Source organism: Robertmurraya kyonggiensis (assembly GCF_005116465.1).
Taxonomy (GTDB): Bacteria; Bacillota; Bacilli; order Bacillales; family Cytobacillaceae; genus Robertmurraya; species Robertmurraya kyonggiensis.
Genome location: NZ_SWBM01000003.1, coordinates 143,932 through 162,297, shown reverse-complemented (window position 1 = coordinate 162,297; position 18,366 = coordinate 143,932). Strand labels below are relative to the sequence as shown.

The window sequence follows — 18,366 nt, the reverse complement described above, 5'->3', positions numbered from 1 at the left end:
TTTCCTCCTAGTTATCTTCTTCTAATTTTTTTTGCTAATATATTGCCTAATGATTGTAGCCCTTGCACGATCACAATCAGTATAGCTACAGTAATGAACATCGTAATTGTATCGAAACGTTGGTAGCCATATGTGATGGCTAAATCGCCAATTCCACCGCCACCAACTGCTCCTGCCATCGCAGATGCGCCAACAAGCCCAATTGTTGCAATGGTGAGGGCAAGAACGAGAGAGCTGAGTGCTTCAGGTAAAAGAAACTTTGAAATAACCTGCCATGGTGTTGCGCCCATAGCTTCTGCTGCTTCAAGTACCCCAGGGTCGACTTCGAGTAGAGAGTTCTCTACTAATCTTGCAATATAAGGACCTGCGTAAAAAACGAGTGGAACAACGGCTGCTGCAGTACCTATAGATGAACCAACGATGAACCTTGTAACAGGAATCATTGCCACCAATAAAATGATGAATGGGACGGAACGGAAAATATTGATAATCCCGTTTAGTACATTGAAAACTACCACATTCTCAAGTAAGTGGTCCTTTCTTGTCACAACGAGCAGGATTCCTAATGGAATTCCAAGAATGGCTGAAAACAAAAGCGAGAAGGAGACCATTTGGATGGTTTCGAATAAGGCTTCAATAATTTGCTCTGTATTAACTAGCATGTGCGATCACTTCCTTTATGCTGATATTCTTCTCGTTGACATATGCCAGCACTTTTTTGATTTCATCATCATTTCCTTGGAATTCAACAATTAGATTTCCAAAAGGAGTCCCTTGTAGCTCGGTTATATTGCCAAACAATACATTGATATCGATGTCAAATTTCTTCGCTAATTCTGAGAGCAATGGCTGACCTGCAGAATTCCCAACAAAATTGATTCGGAAGATTTTTTGTTTTCCTTCCTGTTTTTGAATTAATTCTTTAATGGAGTCAGGAAGCTGGTCATTCATGACCGTGCTAACAAAGTTACGAGCAGTTTGTGTTTTTGGAGAAGAAAAGACATCAAATACAGAACCTTCCTCGATAATCTCTCCACCTTCGATTACTGCTACCTTGTCACAAATTTCTCTAATCACGGACATTTCGTGGGTGATAATTAGAATCGTGATGTTGTATTCTTTATTAATTTTTTTCAATAGCTGTAAAATAGAGCTCGTTGTCTGCGGGTCTAATGCAGAGGTAGCCTCATCACAAAGTAGGATGGATGGTTGAGTCGCAAGGGCTCTTGCAATTCCAATTCGCTGCTTTTGTCCTCCAGATAGCTGGTCAGGATAGTAGTCTGCTTTATCGGCCAATCCAACGAACTCTAGTAACTCGTGAACACGCCTTTTGATTTGCTCTTTCGGAAGCTTTGCTAGTGTGAGTGGCATTGCCACATTCGCAAAGACCGTTTTTGAGTTTAGTAGGTTAAAGTGCTGGAATACCATTCCGATGTTTTTCTTAACCTCACGAACTTCTTTTACAGAAAGGGAAGTGAGTTCGTGCCCATCGACAATAACTTTTCCGAATGTTGGCCGTTCGAGTAAGTTCACGCAACGAATCAATGAACTTTTACCAGCGCCACTGAAACCAATAACGCCAAATATTTCACCTTTATTGATTTTCAAGTCTATCCCATTGAGTGCATGAACCTGTTGTCCGCCACTCTCGTATACTTTTTTCAAATTCTGAAATTCTATCATGATGTTCATCTCCTTATTTCAGGTAAATAAAAAGCCCTCTTCTTTGAAAGAAAGAAGAGGGCATGTAAATGCAACCATAAAAGGACTCTCTTCTTATCTTTCAAGCTTTGTTAGCTTGCTGGATTTGGCACAGTCTCCAAAGGATTCCGCTGCCGAGGTGTCATAGGGCCAGTCCCTCAACCTCTCTTGATAAGAAAGTTTTGCGTATTCGGTTTTTTAACTTGTTTCTAAATTTATCTCATATACTGATGTAAGTCAAACACTTTTTTGAAAAAAGTATTTTTTAAGAATAATGTTATCTGACTGGGAAGTAGAAATCATCGTATGAGAAATCCTTGTTTTTTAAGCCTTTTCGTCAGCAAAATCCTCTGTAAATTATTATTAATTTTTGGTTATTTAGACCTATTCGAAAATTGATAGCAGTTAGCAAATCTGTTAATTTTCAGGTGGATAGTTTAGGATATATATAATTATCTTATTGAAGTATGAAAAGGGGAATGATGAATGATTCACATTCTATTCGATATGTCAGCTTCAGGAAGTTTGAAATGGGTTTTCAGAGAACTAGGTATAGATAGAAAAGAAAAAGTTATCGATTTTTGCGATACGTTCTCCATTGGGCCAATTTATCAGTTGGAAAAAGAAGAAGGAAGAAAATTGAGGTTTGAATGGATGAAAAAATGGTTGAATAATGAAAATGATGAGTTGTCTGAACTAGAACAAAGGTTTGAAAAGACAATCTCTCAAATCATTTCGATACCAGACGGCTCCCATATAACCCTTTGGACTTCTGAGAACGCACATGAACAAACAGGATTACGCTTTGTGGTGAATTTTCTAAAAGGAAAAAGTGTTGATATTACGATGATCAATACAAGGAGAGAATATAAAAAACCTTTTCCGGTAAAAAAAGAAAAATATGCTCCCTTGAGTACGGGTGAGATTTTGTTAGAGAAGCTTCAATTAGTCTATGAGCAGGGCAGCGGAATATTTTTCACGGACCACGATCGGGAAAATCTAGAGAAAGAGTGGCAATCACTAACAGATAATCAAGAAACATTAAGAATATGGCGCAATGGTAGAATACATAGCGTTCCTGATGATTATTATGATGAATTTATAATTAAAAAGGCAAAGAAACTCCATTGTAAGCAAAAGACAAAAGATTTCATGCAATCAGCCAGATTAATCGGAGAAGTGCTCGGCTATTTAGACCAATATGTGGGAGATGGTTTTTTAGAATATCGTCTTAGGAAATTGATTGAGAGAGGAGTATTCGTGAAGGAAGGTAGCACGGCAGCGATGAGGTATTATAGTGTGAAACTAGAATAGGAAAGGTGAAATATGTTTTATACAATTTTTATATTTATACTTGCAGGCATAGCTGAAATTGGTGGTGGATACTTAGTTTGGCTATGGCTACGGGAAGGAAGGCCCTAGTGGTATGGAATAGTTGGTAGTCTTATTTTGGTGCTTTACGGAATCATACCAACTCTACAAAAATTTCCTTCATTCGGGAGAGTGTATGCTACTTATGGTGGAGTTTTCATTAGTCTTTCCGTTTTGTGGGGCTGGGGAATTGATAAGAAGACACCAGATTCATACGATTGGATAGGTGCGATGATCTGCTTGGTTGGGGTTTCGATTATGCTTTGGGCTCCGAGGCAGTAGAAGAGCAGGTGATAATAATTTGTGCCTACTCTAAAAAATGGCTTTCCAGGGGGAGAAACATGATAGAATCAGTTGCGTTTGACTTAGATGGTACATTATTAGACCGTGATGCTTCCGTACGAAAGTTTATCGTAAAACAACATGAGCGGTTGCACACATTTGTCGGGCATATTCCTAAAGAAATTTACAGTTCTAGATTCATAGAGCTAGATTGTCGTGGCTATACGTGGAAAGACAAAGTGTATCAACAAATGATAGAGGATTTTGAAATTGAGGATTTATCATGGGAAGAATTGCTTGAAGACTATATAAATCAGTTTAAAAATGATTGTGTGCCTTTTCCGAATCTAATAGAAACTCTTGAAGTGTTAAAAAGTAAATCACTTAAACTTGGAATTATTACAAATGGGAGAGGGAAGTTTCAACTTGATAATATAAAGGCGCTAGGGATCGAGAAGTATTTTGAGACCATTTTAATATCCGAATGGGAAGGGGTGAAAAAGCCTGGACCTGAAATATTCGAACGCTTGCTGGAAAAACTAAAACTTTCTGCTAATGAGTGTGTATTTGTTGGCGATCACCCTGATAATGATGTGAAGGGTGCACAAAATGTGGGAATGATTGGTGTATGGAAGAAAGACCATCAATGGAAAAATGTTCGTTCTGATTTTATCATTCATGATTTAGCTGAAATACCTAGCATCATTGAAAAATTTAATTGTTAAAATAAGCAGGCGAAGTTGCCTGCTTCTTTCAGATTTGAGCAAGCGGTCGCTCAGACTTACATATCGATAGCCATTTTTTCCTTAACATTGACCTGAACCATCGTCTCTTCACCAGGGTTCTTGAGGAAGAAAGAACAGATAAAGCAAACTAAAGTGGCTACCCCAATGGTCGCAAAAAAAGCAGAAGGACTGACAAAGCTAAATACAGTTAGGAAAACAGTTCCCCCGATGTTTCCGTACGCGCCTACCATACCTGAAATCTGGCCCGTCATATTTTTCTTTACTAATGGTACCATTGCAAAAACGGCGCCGCATCCAGCATTGACGAAGGCAGCACAAGAAATGGTGACAGCAACAGCTAGCCAAACTGGCCAACTCGCATTAATTTGAGACATAGCAAGGAATCCAACAGCAACTCCAGCTAAAACCCATATCAATATTTTCTTTCTCCCAAATTTGTCGCTGAGCCAACCACCTCCTGGACGAAAAACGAAGTTGAATATGGCGAAGCTACTGCCAACAAGACCAGCTTCTTTTAATCCAAGCTTGAAGGTATCACTAAAGAACTGTGGTAGCATCGAGATAACCGCGAGCTCTGAACCGAAAGTTACAAAATAGGCAAAATCAAGAATGGCTACTTGTTTAAAAGAGTATTTTTCAGTCTCCGAGATTGGTTTACGCAAATGTTCTTTATTCACATTCCAAATGACAGAGATTTGATACAGATAGAGACCGGCAAGAACAAAGTAAATCAGAATTCCAATCCAATGGTTATATAAATGCAATTCTGCATACAGTCGCCAATTTAAAAATCCTAAAATGGCATACATCGGAAACGTCATAACCATTTGCCAAATTAAGTCTTGATAGCTCGATACGATCATGGCGCCACTCTTTTTTGGACGATTATAGAAAATACCAGCAGGAGTATCCTCAACTAATCGATAATAGAAAAACCGTATACGAGAGAAATCAAACCTGTTAATCCGACGGCATAGCGCCAGCCATCTTCCCCTCCGAACAAAAGAGCAAGAGTAGGGAGTGCTACTGCTGCAGCGGCTGAACCAAAATTTCCCCATCCTCCATAGATACCTTCCGCTGTTCCGACTTGTTTTGGAGGATACCATTCTGAGACAATTCGAATCCCAACAACAAATCCGGTTCCAATTAAAGCCAAGAATAATCTTGAAATCAATAGCTGCCAATACTCAGTGGACAATGCGAAGGTGAAACAAGGGATGCTCATCGTAATGAGGAGGATGGAATAGATTTTTTTTGCCCCGAACTTATCCACTAGCATGCCAATTACGACACGCCCAGGAATCGCTAAAGCAAGATTGGCCACGAGCAAAGTCGCTAACTGCTCTTTTGACAGTTGGAACGCCTCAACCAACGTGCTATTAAAGGGGGCCATATTAAACCAAACCATGAATGAAATGAAAAAGGCTAGCGTCGTGAAAAGTAGGATTTTTGTATTTCCTTGATAAACTTCTTTCTCCATATGCGTTCCTCCTTAAAAAATATCTCAATACGATAAAATTATGTCCTTTATTACTTTAAAGCATTTTATAAATTAGTCATCATTTCTGTCAGGTTTTCTAACGTGGTTTTTAAAAGAAGGCAAAATAAAAAACGGGCTGGGCCCTTTAGTTTTCCTTAAAGAACCCGATCCGTTTTATTTCTTCTAAGTGTATTTCAGATAAAGTTCTTAGTACATCTAGGCCTTTATCCGTAACTTCGATAAGTACACTTCTGCCATCTTCAGGATTCGGTCTACGAGTCACAAGCCTAATTTGCTCACAGCGATCAATCAGACCAACGCATGCGTGATGGGTAATTTGTAGACGTTCCGCTAATTCACTAGGCGTGACATAATCCCGCCCCGGATACCCTTTTACGGACAAGAGAAGCTGATGCTGCTTCGGTGTCAGTCCTTGGCTTCTAGCTGCTGATTCGCTAAACCGAAGGAATTTACGAATCCGGTATCTGAAATCTGCTAAAAATTCATAAACATCCTTGGATAAAGGTGGTTCCACAACGTTGTCCCCCAATCATTTTTCTATGTATATTTTACCATAATTATAGTAAGAAAACTTTAAATTTTATAAAAACTACGCGAGATTATCTAACATGATAATAGATTTCTGAATTTGCAATCTTTTATAATGAAGACCAAATGAGGAGGCTGATCAATTGGATAAAAGAAAACTTGTATTAGTCGGGAATGGCATGGCAGGAGTAAACTGCATTGAGCATATTTTGAAGCTCAAAGAACAATCATATGAAATTACGATCTTTGGAACAGAGCCTCATCCTAATTACAATCGTATTCAGTTGTCATATGTTCTTGGGGGGAGTTCAAAGTTTGAGGATATCGTTTTAAACGATTTGGAATGGTACGAGAAAAACAACATCCATTTGTATACAGGCCATACGGTTACGAAGATCGACCATGAACATCGCGTCGTTCATACCGATAAAGGAATCGTTGAAAGCTATGATGAGCTTATTCTAGCAACCGGTTCGAATCCTTTTATTCTTCCAATTCCAGGTGCTCATTTATCGAATGTTATATCGTATCGAGATATAAAAGATTGCGAAAAGATGATTGAAGCATCAAAAACGTATAAAAAAGCTGCAGTAATCGGAGGGGGACTACTGGGACTTGAAGCCGCTCGTGGTTTATTAAATTTATCGATGGATGTCACCGTTATTCATGTGATGGATACGTTGATGGAACGTCAATTGGACCCGATTGCTAGTAAGCTTTTACAAGCGGAACTGGAAGCACAAGGAATGAAGTTTCGCATGAATGCAGCGACAGAAGAATTAATAGGCGAGGACAGAGTAGAAGGGCTTCGATTTATGGATGGGAGTGTACTGGATGCTGACCTTGTGGTAATGGCAGTTGGAATTCGTCCGAATGTCGAGTTAGCAAAAGAGCACGGCATTGAAGTAAATCGAGGTATCGTGGTGAACGATTATTTAGAGACGTCGGTGCCTAACATATATGCTGTCGGCGAGTGTGCCGAGCATCGTGGCAATGTATATGGATTAGTAGCACCCCTTTATGAACAAGGGCAGGTCCTTGCAAAACGATTAGCGAAAGTTGAAACAAAGCCATATGAAGGTTCGGTTTTATCAACAAAATTGAAGGTGTCTGGAGTAGACGTATTTTCAGCCGGGGAATTCATCGATCAGCCTGACACAAAGGCGTACCGTTTTCAGGATGACTTTCAAGGGGTTTATAAAAAGGTGCTGGTGAAGGATGAAACAATTATCGGTGCCGTTCTATTTGGTGAAATTGATGAGGGTGTCCGCTTGTTTCAAATGATTCGAAACGGTGCTCATGAAAAAGAGCTGAAAACCATTTTTAGCCGAGCAAAAACAGAAAAAGAATCCGGTACTTCCCAAGTGATGGATATGGCCGACGATGAGCTCATTTGTGGATGTAACGGAGTTTCTAAAGGAACGATTGTGCAGGCAATTAACGAATTAGGGCTTGATTCAGTTGAATCGATTAAAGGCTGCACGGGGGCAACTCGCTCTTGTGGAGGCTGTAAACCGTTGGTGCAGGACTTGTTGCAATGCACACTCGGAGATAACTTCCAAAAGGTGGAGAAGGAGCCGATTTGTTCTTGTACAGCATTAAGTCGTGACGAGGTTGTGGAAGCGATTCGCTCGATGAAGCTTACAACGACGAAGGAAGTCATGAATGTATTGGAATGGAATCAGGAAAATGGCTGTTCCAAATGCCGACCAGCACTTAACTATTATTTGGGTATGGCGTGGCCAAAAGAATATGAGGATGAGCGAACATCACGATTTGTTAATGAACGGTTACATGCCAATATTCAAAAGGATGGCACTTACTCGGTTGTTCCTAGAATTTATGGTGGGGTAACAAGTCCAGAACAAATGCGGAAAATTGCGGATGTGGCTGACAAATATGAAATTCCGATGGTAAAAATTACAGGTGGTCAACGCATCGACTTACTCGGTGTGAAAAAAGAAGACCTACCGAATGTGTGGGCGGATTTAGATATGCCATCTGGCTACGCATATGCGAAAGCACTACGTACTGTTAAAACATGTGTCGGTGAAGACTTCTGCCGTTTCGGAACGCAGGACTCCATTCAAATGGGGATTGATATGGAGAAGCGATTTGAACGTTTATGGACACCGCATAAAGTGAAAATGGCAGTATCTGCTTGTCCACGAAATTGTGCCGAATCAGGCATTAAAGATATTGGTGTTGTCGGTGTAGATGGCGGTTGGGAGCTCTATGTAGGCGGAAATGGTGGTGTCCATTTACGTGGTGGTGATTTATTTATTAAGGTGAAAACGCGTGAAGAAGTGCTTGAATGGTCATCGGCTTTTATTCAGTACTACAGAGAAACAGCGAAATATCTAGAGCGGACTTCTCATTGGGTAGAACGAGTGGAGCTAGAGCATATTCAAGAAGTGTTGAAGGACGAAGGAACACGTGCTGAATTGATTAAACGAATGGACGAGGCTCTAGAATCAAGCAAGGATCCGTGGAAGGAAGCGATCGAAGAACGAAGTGTAAGGCAGATGTTTGAAAAAGTAACCATCTCATAAAAAAGGAGGAAATTCTATGAGAGTTTCTACACTAATTAAGATTGGAACAGTCGATGAATTTCAAGTCAATGTTGGGAAGCTTGTCGAAATCGAAGATCATGCGATTGCTGTTTTCCGTCTTGCTGATCGCAAGTTCAACGCTGTTGAAAATCGTTGTCCTCATAAAGGTGGTCCGTTGGCAGAAGGAATCGTCTCTGGTGATTATGTTTTTTGCCCGCTCCATGATTGGAAAATCGATTTGAAGGATGGAAATGTCCAAGCGCCTGACCATGGATGTGTAAAAAAGTTTGATGTAACGATTGAAGGAGAGGAAGTATTCATCACACTATAAGAAGGAGCGAGAAGGATGTCTGACTTTTTAAAGGGATTTCGAGAACGGGAATATCCACGGCAAAGGGAATACCATTATGAGACACAATGCCCTTTTTGTAGCATGCAATGCAAAATCAATCTGGACGAAGACCGCTCTGGTCAGAAACCACGATACAAGGCGACGCCGCTAAAAAGTGATCCAGTATCTGAAGGAAGACTTTGTCCAAAGGGCATTTACTCTTATTCCCATGCGTTCAGTGCTGCTCGTTTACGCACCCCTTTATTAAAAGTAGGCGAGACATTTACTCCTGTTTCGTGGGAGGAGGCGTTTGACTGGGTCAGTCAGAAAATTACTTCCCTGCAAAAAAACTATGGCAAAAACGCCATGAGTGTTTATGGAAGTGGAGCGTTAACGAATAAAAAGGCCTATCTTCTTGGTAAATTTGCTCGCATTGCGATAGAAACGAAATATATTGATTACAATGGCCGTTTCTGTATGTCTTCTGCAGCAAGTGCATCTAGTCAAGCGTTTGGTGTTGATCGTGGAATGACCAACCCTTTGAGTGAAATTCCTGAAGCGGAGTGCATCATTTTAGCCGGAACGAATATTGCTGAGTGTCAGCCAACGATGATGCCTTATTTTCGTAGGGCAAAAGCAAATGGGTGTAAAATCATTGTCGTTGATCCGAGAGAGACGTTGACGTCGAAAATTGCGGATATTCATTTGAAAATAAAGCCTGGGATGGACGCCGCTCTTGTGAACGGAATGCTCAAAGTGATTGTGGATGAGGACTACGTGAACCATACTTTTTTACAAAAATCGGTGAATGGTGGAGGGGAATTGCTGGCCTATGCTCGCACGGTTGATTTAAACAATATTGTGAGTATCACCGGAGTGGAAAAGGAATTGCTGGTGGAGGCAGCGCGTCTTTTTGGAAGAGCGAAAACCGGGTTTGTTTTTACGGCTAGAGGGGTTGAACAACATGCCAAAGGGGTTAAAAATGTCCGCAATTATATTAATCTTGTTCTTTTAACAGGGAAGATTGGGAAGAGCGGCTGTGGATTTGGGACGATTACTGGACAGGGCAATGGGCAAGGAGGGCGAGAGCACGGACAAAAAGCAGACCAATTACCGGGATATCGTTCGATTGAGAGCCCAGAGCACCGAGCCCATATTGCGAAGGTTTGGGGGATTGAAGAAGCTACCTTACCTGGTAAAGGAGTCTCTGCTTATGAGATGTTTGAAAAAATAAATGACCAAGAGATTCGTGGTTTGCTCGTGCTTGGGTCAAATCCTGCTGTATCGAACCCGAATACAAGATTCGTTAAAGATGCGCTTAAAAAACTAGATTTCTTGATTGTGATTGATCCTTTGCTGTCAGAAACAGCGACGATGGCAGATTTGATTTTACCAGGATCCACTTATTTAGAAGATGAAGGGACGATGACCAATCTAGAAGGAAGAGTTGTATTGCGTCGTGCAGTCAAAAAACTTCCTGGTGAAGCCAGACTAGATTGGAAAATTCTTTGTGAAATAGCTTCTGTTTTGGGGAAAGAACCATATTTTTCGTATGAAACTGCGGAAGAAATATTTGAAGAACTACGGTTAGCAAGCAAAGGGGGGATTGCCGACTATTCAGGCATTTCATATGAACGAATTGAAAATGAAAAAGGCGTTTTTTGGCCGTGCCCGAGTGAAGAGCATCGAGGGATCTCAAGGTTGTTTTGTAAAGGAATTTTTTATCATGAGGATGGAAAGGCGCAAGTTCTACCGATTCCCCATCATTTCCCTGAAGAAAGAACCGATGAAGAGTACCCGTTGACCCTTACGACAGGTAGAATTTTATTGCACTATCAAACTGGGGTGCAGACAAGAACTGCACCGGAGTTGAATAAAATCTCGGAGCCTTATGTAGAGATTCATCCTGATACGGCATCTGACCTTGGTTTGACGGACAAAGGTCTTGCACGCATTGTTTCACGACGAGGGGAAATCGTTCTTCCTGTTAAATTTTCAACAGGGATTCGTGAAGATACCGTGTTCGTCCCTTTTCATTGGGAAGGAGATATGAATATAAACAACTTAACTTTACCAAAGCTCGATCCTGAGTCTCGTATGCCAGAATTCAAGGCTTGCGCTGTGAGAGTAACCACGCTTGAGACGGAAGGTATGGAAAAACAATTGGAGAAAAGGGAGGTGCTCGTCTAATGAAAGGTTCTGGAAAAGTATTTTTTGTAGGAGCAGGTCCTGGAGATCCGAAATTAATTACCGTACGAGGAATGGAATTGTTAAAGGCAGCAGAGGTTGTATTATATGATCGATTAGTCAATGCGAAGCTACTAGACTACGTTTCTAAAGATGCGCTCATAATTGATTGTGGGAAGGAAAAAGACAATCATCACATTCCACAGGAAAACATGAATCAGCTTTTGCTTCGTTTTGCAAGGAATGGAAAACAGGTTGTACGATTAAAGGGTGGGGACCCAAGCATTTTTGGACGTGTTGGAGAAGAGGCGCAAGTCTGTGCAGAGCATGAAATTCCTTTTGAAATCGTTCCTGGCGTCACATCGGGAATTGGCGCTTCGATTTATGCGGGGATACCTTTGACTCATCGAGATTATGCTTCATCTGTGACATTTGTGACGGGACATCGCCGTGGGGATAAAAATACGCAGGAGCTAAATTGGGAGCATTTAGCGAATGGCGTTGATACGGTGGTTTTTTATATGGGCATGCACAATCTTCCCTTTATTCAAAAACAACTAATCTTCCATGGGAGAGACGCAAGAACACCTGTCGCTCTTATTCGACATGGGACACTCGATAGGCAAGAAGTACTGACAGGGGAGTTGTGGAATATCGCTCAAGAGGCAGCAAAAGCTTCCTTCAAAGCCCCTGCCATTATTGTTATCGGAGAAGTGGTCCAACTCCGAGATAAATTAAAATGGTGGGATAAAGAAGGTTCAAAAAAGGTTGAGTTCCTCCTACACAATTAAATTTTAAGTTTGGTAGAATGGATCTATCAATAGGAGGAGGTAGGAGGATGGCAAAAGGTTTGGCAGGGAAATGCGTTGTCATTGGGGCATCGCGCAAAACGGATGAGATGAGTCTGCTTATCGAAAAGCAAGGCGGGGTGCCGATTGTTCGTTCACTCCAAGGGACGGTATTTTTAGCAGAGAAGGAAGTAGAGCCGGATCTTAAGAAGCTTATTCAAGAGGGTACCGATTGGTTTATTTTAACGACAGGGATTGGAACAGAGACTCTATTAAATCTCTCTGAAAAATTGGGCGTTCAAGAACAATTTAAGTCTATTCTTCAACAGGCAAAGATTGCTGCTAGAGGCTATAAAACCTTTGCTGCATTGAAAAAATTAGAACTAGAGCCAGTAGCTGTCGATGATGATGGAACGACGAGGGGATTAATGAAGGCGTTGGAGAATGTAGACTTTACTGGTAAAAAAGTGGCCGTTCAGCTTCATGGGGAAAAGGCTCCTAGGTTAATCAATTTTCTTAAGGAAAAAGGCGCAGAAGTCCTAATGATTCTCCCTTATCAACATATCCCAGCAGAAACAGAAACACTCACTACATTGTATGAAGAGATTTCTGAGGGGAAGGTGGACGCGGTCTGTTTTACGACTGCCATTCAAGTCCGATCGCTTTTTGATTATGCAAGGGAAACGGGACAATTGGCTTCTTTGGTTGATTATTTTCAGTCGAATACGCTTGCTGTGGCAGTCGGAAAAGTTACAGCAGAGGCGTTACGAGAAGAAGGAATCGAGCGCATTGTTATGCCTGAAAACGAAAGGATGGGCGCGATGGTGATAGAGTTGTCCCGATATTATTTGGAAAATTGACCTTCAGTAGAGGCCTCATCTTGGAAAAGGTGGGGTTTCATTTATATTGCTAACTCATTCACTGAGCCCGCAAAAATGGTAGGGCTCAGTGGCATTTATCTTGTAATTGTTTTTTTTATATCTGCAATTGTGTATCGGTTTAAAACGGTGCTAAATTGCTGTTCTGCCTCTGTAATGATTTCGGCAATCAATTGATCGGTTTTATTTATAATCAAACGTTGTTCTTTGATATAGCTATCTTTCACTAGGGCGAGGTATACATTAAAAATGGTTGTTTTAGTTGGATCAGCGATGATTTTGTAACCGCCGTAACGCCCGCCGATTCCTTCCACTAAGTTTTCCGCTATTAATTTAGCTAACACTTTACGGATAAAACTAGATTCTACACCAAGTTCATCTGCTAATTGGTTACTAGAAACTAATTCATCGGTTGATGCTAGAATCGCTAGAGATTTAATGGCTGTATTAAACCATGTTGGACCAATATCTCCGTAACGTGCAACCTCCTGCATATGGATCACTTCCTTTACGATTCGATTCTATATGAAATTTAAAGTATGTCAAATCAAGAGTAAATAGATTGACTTAATAGATGTAATCGCCTACATTTTAATTGTGATAATAAATCACAATTAAAACTGGGAGGTATGAACATGGGGAGATTAGAAAACAAAGTAGCGGTTATTACTGGTGCAGCAAGTGGTATGGGGTTAGCTGCTGTAGAATTATTTGTGAAAGAGGGAGCCAAAGTTGTGGCAACTGATATAGCTTTTACACAATTAGAAGCAGAAGTTGCAAAGATTGATGGGGAAATCCTTGCACTAGAGTTAGACGTAACTTCCGAAGAACAATGGAAAAACGTTGCGGACCGTACGATCGAGCAATATGGGAAAATTGATATTTTAGTAAATAATGCTGGTGTGTCCACTCATAATACATTATTAGAGGAAACTTTAGAGGGTTGGAATAAAGTTCTAACACTCAATCTAACATCTGTATGGTTAGGAATGAAGTCTGTCATTCCTCATATGCAAAATAGCGGCAAAGGATCGATTGTAAACTGTGTTTCACTAGCAGCAATTATCGGTTCAGCCGACAATGGAGCAGCGGCGTACAGTGCAGCAAAAGGAGGCGTGCGTGCCCTTTCCAAGCATGCATCTGTTAACTTTGCGAAAGACAATATTCGAGTGAACTGTGTTTACCCAGGCGCAATTTTAACAGGAGCAGCCAAAAGACATGGGGTGACTTCTCAGGAAGTACTTGGACAAGCTTTCAAGAACACGATTCCACTACCTCCACATGCTGGTGAGGCAAATGATATTGCACAGGCTTACTTGTACTTAGCTTCTGATGAATCTAAGTTTGTGACAGGTGAAGAACTGGTTGTAGATGGTGGTTGGAGCGCGGTTTAAAAATGAAATAAGGATCGCCCACTTGTTTGGTCGATCCTCTTTTACTTTTAACCGATTATTGATGTAGTTTTTTCTAATTGTTTGATGTTTTCTTTGATATGATTTGCTGAAATGTAACCAAATACAGTAGTTGGTCCTAGTGTAGAACCTGGTCCAGGATAGACACGTCCCATAACGGATGCAGAGCAATTTCCTGTCGCATATAGCCCTTCAATTGGAGTATTATTGCACAACGCCTGACCATATTCATTGGCTACGATGCCACCTTTTGTGCCTAGATCCCCAGGGAATATTTTGCATGCGTAAAAAGGTGGTTTTTCAATGGTTCCTAAATTAGGATTCGGGTAAGTAGGATCGCCGTAATAATTATCATAGGCGGAGTTTCCGCGTCCAAAATCTTCATCATGGCCATTCTTAACAAATGTATTAAAACGTGTAACCGTTTCTTTTAAGCCTGGATAATCAATTTGGCATTTCTCTGCTAGTTCTTCAATGGAATCTGCTTTAATTATGAAACCGCTTTCAACAGCTTCCTTAGGAGTCCGTTTCGGTAGCATATCTCCGAACAAATACTTATTTCGATTTCGACTTTCCATGATCAGCCAAGAAGGAATCGCTTTGCCGTTCATTTCCTGTCTTTCAAGTATGGCGTGTCCTGCATCTGTGTAAGATTGGGATTCATTGAAATAGCGATCTCCTGTTTGATCGACAATGATGCAGTGTGGCATAGAGCGTTCATAAACCATAAACTTACGTGAACCGTTTGCATCTAGAGTAGTTGGGCCCCACCATGCATCGTCTAATAAGGCAGTATCAATCTTATGTTTTTGAGCAATCAACAGTAGATCGCCTGTATTATCTGGGTTTGCAGATGTCCAATCGGTACCAACATTATGATATTTTTTCCGGAGCTCTGGATTTCGTTCAAATCCTCCTCCTGCTAAAATAACCGCTTTGCCTTTAATATGAATGGATTTACCCTTATGCTTCGCTTGTATACCAAGGAGCTTATTATCTTCCATGATTAAATCTGTTAAAGGTGTTGAGAGTTTTATATCTACTTTATGCTCAAGTGCAATTTTTAATAATCGCCCAATCAGTCCAGCCCCAATTGAGATTGCATGACTGCCTTTTAACTTGTGCTTGAATCCATTAAGAAACATGCCAATGACAGTGCTAAAGTCTTTCGCATTGGTAAAAGCCTTCGGCAACGATGCAACCTTACCAGAATATAAAGGCAGTGGTGCTTTAATTTCTCCTGAGCGTATTAAGTTCTCATACTCACCTAGTAATCTAGCATCAAAGATTTCACCTTCGATTGAACGGCCAATTTTCCCACCAGGCTTTTCCGGATAGTAATCAGGATATAATATACCCGCAACCCATTTCATTCCTAAGTCTTCTAAAAACTTCACCATCCGATGTCCATTTTTAATATAGGCTACTTTACGTTCATACGTAGAGGCTGGCCCGGTATCTTCAATCACTTCTTGCATATAAGTAAGAGCTTCTTCTTCACTGTCCTGTAAACCGGCATTTTTTGATACATGATTATTTGGTATCCAGAGCCCACCTCCAGAAAGAGCTGAAGAACCACCTAATACAGAACCTTTTTCAATAATGACTGTTTTCAACCCGTGATGAGCAGCTGTAATGGCTGCCACTAGTCCGCCGGCGCCACTACCAACGACTACAACATCGTATTCCTCATGCCAGTTCATATAATCCCTCCTAATAGACGTTACTTATTTATCTCTGTGAAGTTATTTGAATTTTTAGAATAAATAAGTTAATTTTATTATACAGGTGTATAATATCTTTGTCATTATTTAATCTAAATTTTCTGATGATTTTGTGCGATAATGAAGTCATGAACATGCAGCATGAGGAGGGTTAAAATGAATGCGAAGGATTTACGTGTAATTAAAACAAAACAAAGTCTTCAAAAGGCAATCATTGAATTACTGAGGGACAAGCCACTTGAAAAAATTACCGTATCGGACCTTTGTCGACAATCAGGAATAACAAGAAAAACTTTTTATATCCATTATGAAAATGTTCCAAAATATTTTGAGGAGTTTATCGAACTGCTCTTGGTAGATCTTGAACAAGCAATGCAAAAATCCTCGAATTATATAACGGAGAAGAACTACCAATTGGAGCCTAAAATGATTCATCTTTTTGAACATGTTTACAATCACAAAGATTTTTATCAATTTATTTTTAGTAGCAATTCGAATATTGCCTACTATAAGTTGTTTTTTGAACGAATAAAAGCCTTCGTAAAAAGCTCTATGCAATCAAAGGAACTATTAGATGAACCGACAGAGTTTATCGATTCCTTTCTAGCGAACGCCATATTGGGCGTTATTATGGAATGGTATAATGAGGGCTTTCAAAAATCGATAGATGAAATGAATAACATATTGCTGAAACTTTTAAAAATTAAAGCGTTAAAATAAGGAGGATATCATGATACATATTGGAATTATTGGCTTAGGTGCCATTGGACAACGATTAATCAAACAATTTACAGAGCATCCTGAAGTGGAAATTGTAGCGGTATGTGATCAATTGGAGTCACTTGCAAACGAAACAGCAGTCTCTCTTGGGGGAGCACAAGCTTATACTCATTATGAAAGCTTAATAGCTGATGAAAAAGTAGACCTTATTTATGTTGCAGTCCCACCGAAATTTCATCATGCCATTGTTTTAGAAGTGTTAAGAGCAAAGAAGCATGTTTTATGTGAAAAGCCTTTAGCGAATTCTTTGGAAGAAGCGCAAGAGATGTATGAGGCTGCAAAAGAGGCGGGAGTTGTCCATGCCATGAATTTTCCGCTTAATTATGGACCAGGAGCAACGAAATTCTCAGATATGATTGCCGAAAAATATATTGGAGAATTAAGAAGATTACAGCTGACGATGCATTTTCCCCAATGGCCACGGGCTTGGCAGCAAAATGATTGGGTAGGTAAAAGAGAGCAAGGTGGATTTGTTCTAGAAGTAGGGGTTCATTTTATCCAACAAACCTTGAAGATATTTGGGAACATAAAGAATATCCAAACGCGATTAGAATTGCCAGTTGACCGAGAAAAGTGTGAGACTGGAATCATTGCAACTGCAGAGCTAGAAGACGGGACTCCGGTTCTAATTGAAGGACTGAGCCAAGTAGCTGGCGAAGAATATATTGGTTTTATCGCATATGGTTCGGAAGGGACTTTATCCCTTGAAAACTGGGGCCAACTAAGAGGTGGAAAAATTGGTGAGGAGCTCAAGCCGATTTTGGCTGAGGATGTTATACCAAACAAAATAATCGATGAGTTGGTGAAGGCGGCAAAGGGAGAAGTCTCGGAATTATATGATTTTGAAGTTGGATATAAGGCGCAGCGAGTGCTAGAGGAATTAAGAAAGATTTAAATAGTTGAATCTGAAACGGAAAGCATGTGGTAGGAGTCTAATTTAGAGATTCCTTTTTTTTTTCGTGTAAGGAAGAGTCAGTAAGAAATTCAGGAGATGGTCTAATGAAGAAGTTCATATCGATTTTCGCAGTGTGTTGCAGTTTCTTGTTCTTAATGGTGTCTTTTCCTTCAACTTCAAGTGCGTGTTCATGTGCAGAACAACAGAGTGTGAAGGAAGAATTTAAACAATCGAAGGCAGTGTTTAGTGGAAAAGTGATAGAAGTAAAAGAAAATCGAAGGAACAATGGAAGTATAGTAAAATTGGTGCTCTTTGAAGTTACTGAGACGTGGAAGGGTGTTGATGAAACACAAATTATTATTACAACAGGTGTTAGTGATGGAGATTGTGGGATTGAGTTTAAAAAAGGTGAAGAATACCTCGTTTATGCGACAGAATCTACAATGTACGGGGAGAATAAACTTGTATCGACTATCTGTGATCGAACTGGAAAACTGCAAACATTAAAGGATGATTTGGCATTTCTAGGTGAGGGAAAATCGCCAGCCCAAAAAGTAGATTTAACAAATGAACTTGAAGGTAATCATATTTATCTAATAATCGTATCTACGGTCATTGTGATGGTTTTGATAGTAGTATTCATTGTTCAAAAGCGAAAAAAAACATAACTGGGAAAAAATGCCTAATACA

Annotated in this window: 18 protein-coding genes, 1 pseudogene and 1 riboswitch; of the genes and pseudogenes, 12 read left to right on the top strand and 7 right to left on the bottom strand. The window is 40.2% G+C overall.

Translation table 11 applies throughout. The features are described from left to right. Positions 1-11: 11 nt before the first annotated feature. A complete protein-coding gene (locus tag FA727_RS14520; RefSeq protein WP_136832043.1) occupies positions 12-662 on the bottom strand; it encodes a methionine ABC transporter permease in 651 nt (216 codons plus the stop codon). Next, complete coding sequence (locus tag FA727_RS14515; protein WP_136832041.1) at positions 652-1,683, bottom strand: methionine ABC transporter ATP-binding protein; 1,032 nt, start codon at positions 1,681-1,683, stop codon at positions 652-654. The genes FA727_RS14520 and FA727_RS14515 overlap by 11 nt, the downstream gene beginning before the upstream one ends. 90 nt (positions 1,684-1,773) lie before the next feature. Continuing rightward, positions 1,774-1,879, bottom strand: a riboswitch (SAM riboswitch). A 308-nt stretch (positions 1,880-2,187) separates the two neighbouring features. Between FA727_RS14515 and FA727_RS14510 the strand changes: the two genes are divergently transcribed. The 3 genes and pseudogenes from FA727_RS14510 (at position 2,188) to FA727_RS14500 (ending at position 4,079) form a co-directional block, all read left to right on the top strand. Then, on the top strand, positions 2,188-3,015 hold the full coding sequence (locus FA727_RS14510; RefSeq protein WP_136832039.1) for a DUF1835 domain-containing protein: 828 nt from the start codon (positions 2,188-2,190) through the stop codon (positions 3,013-3,015). Positions 3,016-3,027: 12 nt separating this feature from the next. Beyond that, positions 3,028-3,354: pseudogene (locus FA727_RS14505) on the top strand (YnfA family protein). A gap of 59 nt (positions 3,355-3,413) precedes the next feature. Next, positions 3,414-4,079, top strand: coding sequence for an HAD family hydrolase (locus tag FA727_RS14500; protein ID WP_136832037.1), 666 nt, complete (start codon positions 3,414-3,416; stop codon positions 4,077-4,079). 56 nt (positions 4,080-4,135) lie between these two features. Here the strand turns inward: FA727_RS14500 and FA727_RS24790 are convergent, their stop codons facing one another. The 3 genes from FA727_RS24790 to FA727_RS14490 form a co-directional block, all read right to left on the bottom strand. Beyond that, complete coding sequence (locus FA727_RS24790) at positions 4,136-4,963, bottom strand: MFS transporter (protein ID WP_246041897.1); 828 nt, start codon at positions 4,961-4,963, stop codon at positions 4,136-4,138. Between the two features lie 53 nt (positions 4,964-5,016). Then, positions 5,017-5,580, bottom strand: coding sequence for an MFS transporter (locus FA727_RS24785; protein ID WP_246041895.1), 564 nt, complete (start codon positions 5,578-5,580; stop codon positions 5,017-5,019). A gap of 145 nt (positions 5,581-5,725) precedes the next feature. Next, complete coding sequence (locus tag FA727_RS14490) at positions 5,726-6,115, bottom strand: MarR family winged helix-turn-helix transcriptional regulator (RefSeq protein WP_136832035.1); 390 nt, start codon at positions 6,113-6,115, stop codon at positions 5,726-5,728. 157 nt (positions 6,116-6,272) lie between these two features. Between FA727_RS14490 and nirB the strand changes: the two genes are divergently transcribed. From nirB to FA727_RS14465, 5 genes are read left to right on the top strand one after another with little or no spacing between them, the layout of a single operon-like run. Beyond that, entirely contained in the window at positions 6,273-8,681 is a 2,409-nt protein-coding gene (nirB, locus tag FA727_RS14485; protein ID WP_136832033.1) for a nitrite reductase large subunit NirB, read from the top strand. Between the two features lie 16 nt (positions 8,682-8,697). Next, positions 8,698-9,012, top strand: a complete 315-nt coding sequence (nirD, locus tag FA727_RS14480) for a nitrite reductase small subunit NirD (protein ID WP_136832031.1) — start codon at positions 8,698-8,700, stop codon at positions 9,010-9,012. Positions 9,013-9,027: 15 nt separating this feature from the next. Further along, positions 9,028-11,202 carry an assimilatory nitrate reductase catalytic subunit NasC gene (nasC, locus tag FA727_RS14475; protein WP_136832029.1) on the top strand — a complete coding sequence of 725 codons (2,175 nt, stop codon included), beginning with the start codon at positions 9,028-9,030 and terminating at the stop codon, positions 11,200-11,202. Beyond that, positions 11,202-11,990, top strand: a complete 789-nt coding sequence (gene cobA / locus FA727_RS14470; RefSeq protein ID WP_136832027.1) for a uroporphyrinogen-III C-methyltransferase — start codon at positions 11,202-11,204, stop codon at positions 11,988-11,990. Before nasC ends, cobA begins: the two co-directional genes overlap by 1 nt. Positions 11,991-12,037: 47 nt before the next feature. Next, positions 12,038-12,847, top strand: coding sequence for a uroporphyrinogen-III synthase (locus tag FA727_RS14465; RefSeq protein ID WP_136832025.1), 810 nt, complete (start codon positions 12,038-12,040; stop codon positions 12,845-12,847). A gap of 95 nt (positions 12,848-12,942) precedes the next feature. Here FA727_RS14465 and FA727_RS14460 read toward each other — a convergent pair whose 3' ends face one another. After that, on the bottom strand, positions 12,943-13,359 hold the full coding sequence (locus FA727_RS14460; RefSeq protein WP_136832023.1) for an RrF2 family transcriptional regulator: 417 nt from the start codon (positions 13,357-13,359) through the stop codon (positions 12,943-12,945). A gap of 141 nt (positions 13,360-13,500) precedes the next feature. Here FA727_RS14460 and FA727_RS14455 point away from each other — a divergent pair, with 141 nt between their 5' ends. Next, on the top strand, positions 13,501-14,259 hold the full coding sequence (locus tag FA727_RS14455; RefSeq protein ID WP_136832021.1) for an SDR family NAD(P)-dependent oxidoreductase: 759 nt from the start codon (positions 13,501-13,503) through the stop codon (positions 14,257-14,259). Positions 14,260-14,306: 47 nt separating this feature from the next. On the opposite strand, the gene FA727_RS14450 is transcribed toward FA727_RS14455, so the two are convergent. Next, entirely contained in the window at positions 14,307-15,980 is a 1,674-nt protein-coding gene (locus FA727_RS14450; protein WP_136832019.1) for an FAD-dependent oxidoreductase, read from the bottom strand. 177 nt (positions 15,981-16,157) lie between these two features. On the opposite strand from FA727_RS14450, the gene FA727_RS14445 reads away from it, so the two are divergent. From FA727_RS14445 to FA727_RS14435, 3 genes are all read left to right on the top strand, one after another. After that, entirely contained in the window at positions 16,158-16,721 is a 564-nt protein-coding gene (locus tag FA727_RS14445) for a TetR/AcrR family transcriptional regulator (RefSeq protein ID WP_158318880.1), read from the top strand. A 10-nt stretch (positions 16,722-16,731) separates the two neighbouring features. Then, a complete protein-coding gene (locus FA727_RS14440; RefSeq protein WP_136832015.1) occupies positions 16,732-17,676 on the top strand; it encodes a Gfo/Idh/MocA family protein in 945 nt (314 codons plus the stop codon). A 104-nt stretch (positions 17,677-17,780) separates the two neighbouring features. Continuing rightward, positions 17,781-18,344, top strand: coding sequence for a hypothetical protein (locus tag FA727_RS14435; RefSeq protein ID WP_136832013.1), 564 nt, complete (start codon positions 17,781-17,783; stop codon positions 18,342-18,344). The last annotated feature ends 22 nt before the right edge of the window (positions 18,345-18,366 follow it).

Excerpts from the sequence above, each read along its gene's own strand:
- FA727_RS14520 (WP_136832043.1), bottom strand. The coding sequence starts at position 662 with ATGCTAGTTAATACAGAGCAAATTATTGAAGCCTTATTCGAAACCATC.
- FA727_RS14515 (WP_136832041.1), bottom strand. The coding sequence starts at position 1,683 with ATGATAGAATTTCAGAATTTGAAAAAAGTATACGAGAGTGGCGGACAA.
- FA727_RS14510 (WP_136832039.1), top strand. The coding sequence starts at position 2,188 with ATGATTCACATTCTATTCGATATGTCAGCTTCAGGAAGTTTGAAATGG.
- FA727_RS14500 (WP_136832037.1), top strand. The coding sequence starts at position 3,414 with ATGATAGAATCAGTTGCGTTTGACTTAGATGGTACATTATTAGACCGT.
- FA727_RS24790 (WP_246041897.1), bottom strand. The coding sequence starts at position 4,963 with ATGATCGTATCGAGCTATCAAGACTTAATTTGGCAAATGGTTATGACG.
- FA727_RS24785 (WP_246041895.1), bottom strand. The coding sequence starts at position 5,580 with ATGGAGAAAGAAGTTTATCAAGGAAATACAAAAATCCTACTTTTCACG.
- nirD (WP_136832031.1), top strand. The coding sequence starts at position 8,698 with ATGAGAGTTTCTACACTAATTAAGATTGGAACAGTCGATGAATTTCAA.
- nasC (WP_136832029.1), top strand. The coding sequence starts at position 9,028 with ATGTCTGACTTTTTAAAGGGATTTCGAGAACGGGAATATCCACGGCAA.
- cobA (WP_136832027.1), top strand. The coding sequence starts at position 11,202 with ATGAAAGGTTCTGGAAAAGTATTTTTTGTAGGAGCAGGTCCTGGAGAT.
- FA727_RS14465 (WP_136832025.1), top strand. The coding sequence starts at position 12,038 with ATGGCAAAAGGTTTGGCAGGGAAATGCGTTGTCATTGGGGCATCGCGC.
- FA727_RS14460 (WP_136832023.1), bottom strand. The coding sequence starts at position 13,359 with ATGCAGGAGGTTGCACGTTACGGAGATATTGGTCCAACATGGTTTAAT.
- FA727_RS14455 (WP_136832021.1), top strand. The coding sequence starts at position 13,501 with ATGGGGAGATTAGAAAACAAAGTAGCGGTTATTACTGGTGCAGCAAGT.
- FA727_RS14450 (WP_136832019.1), bottom strand. The coding sequence starts at position 15,980 with ATGAACTGGCATGAGGAATACGATGTTGTAGTCGTTGGTAGTGGCGCC.
- FA727_RS14445 (WP_158318880.1), top strand. The coding sequence starts at position 16,158 with ATGAATGCGAAGGATTTACGTGTAATTAAAACAAAACAAAGTCTTCAA.
- FA727_RS14440 (WP_136832015.1), top strand. The coding sequence starts at position 16,732 with ATGATACATATTGGAATTATTGGCTTAGGTGCCATTGGACAACGATTA.
- FA727_RS14435 (WP_136832013.1), top strand. The coding sequence starts at position 17,781 with ATGAAGAAGTTCATATCGATTTTCGCAGTGTGTTGCAGTTTCTTGTTC.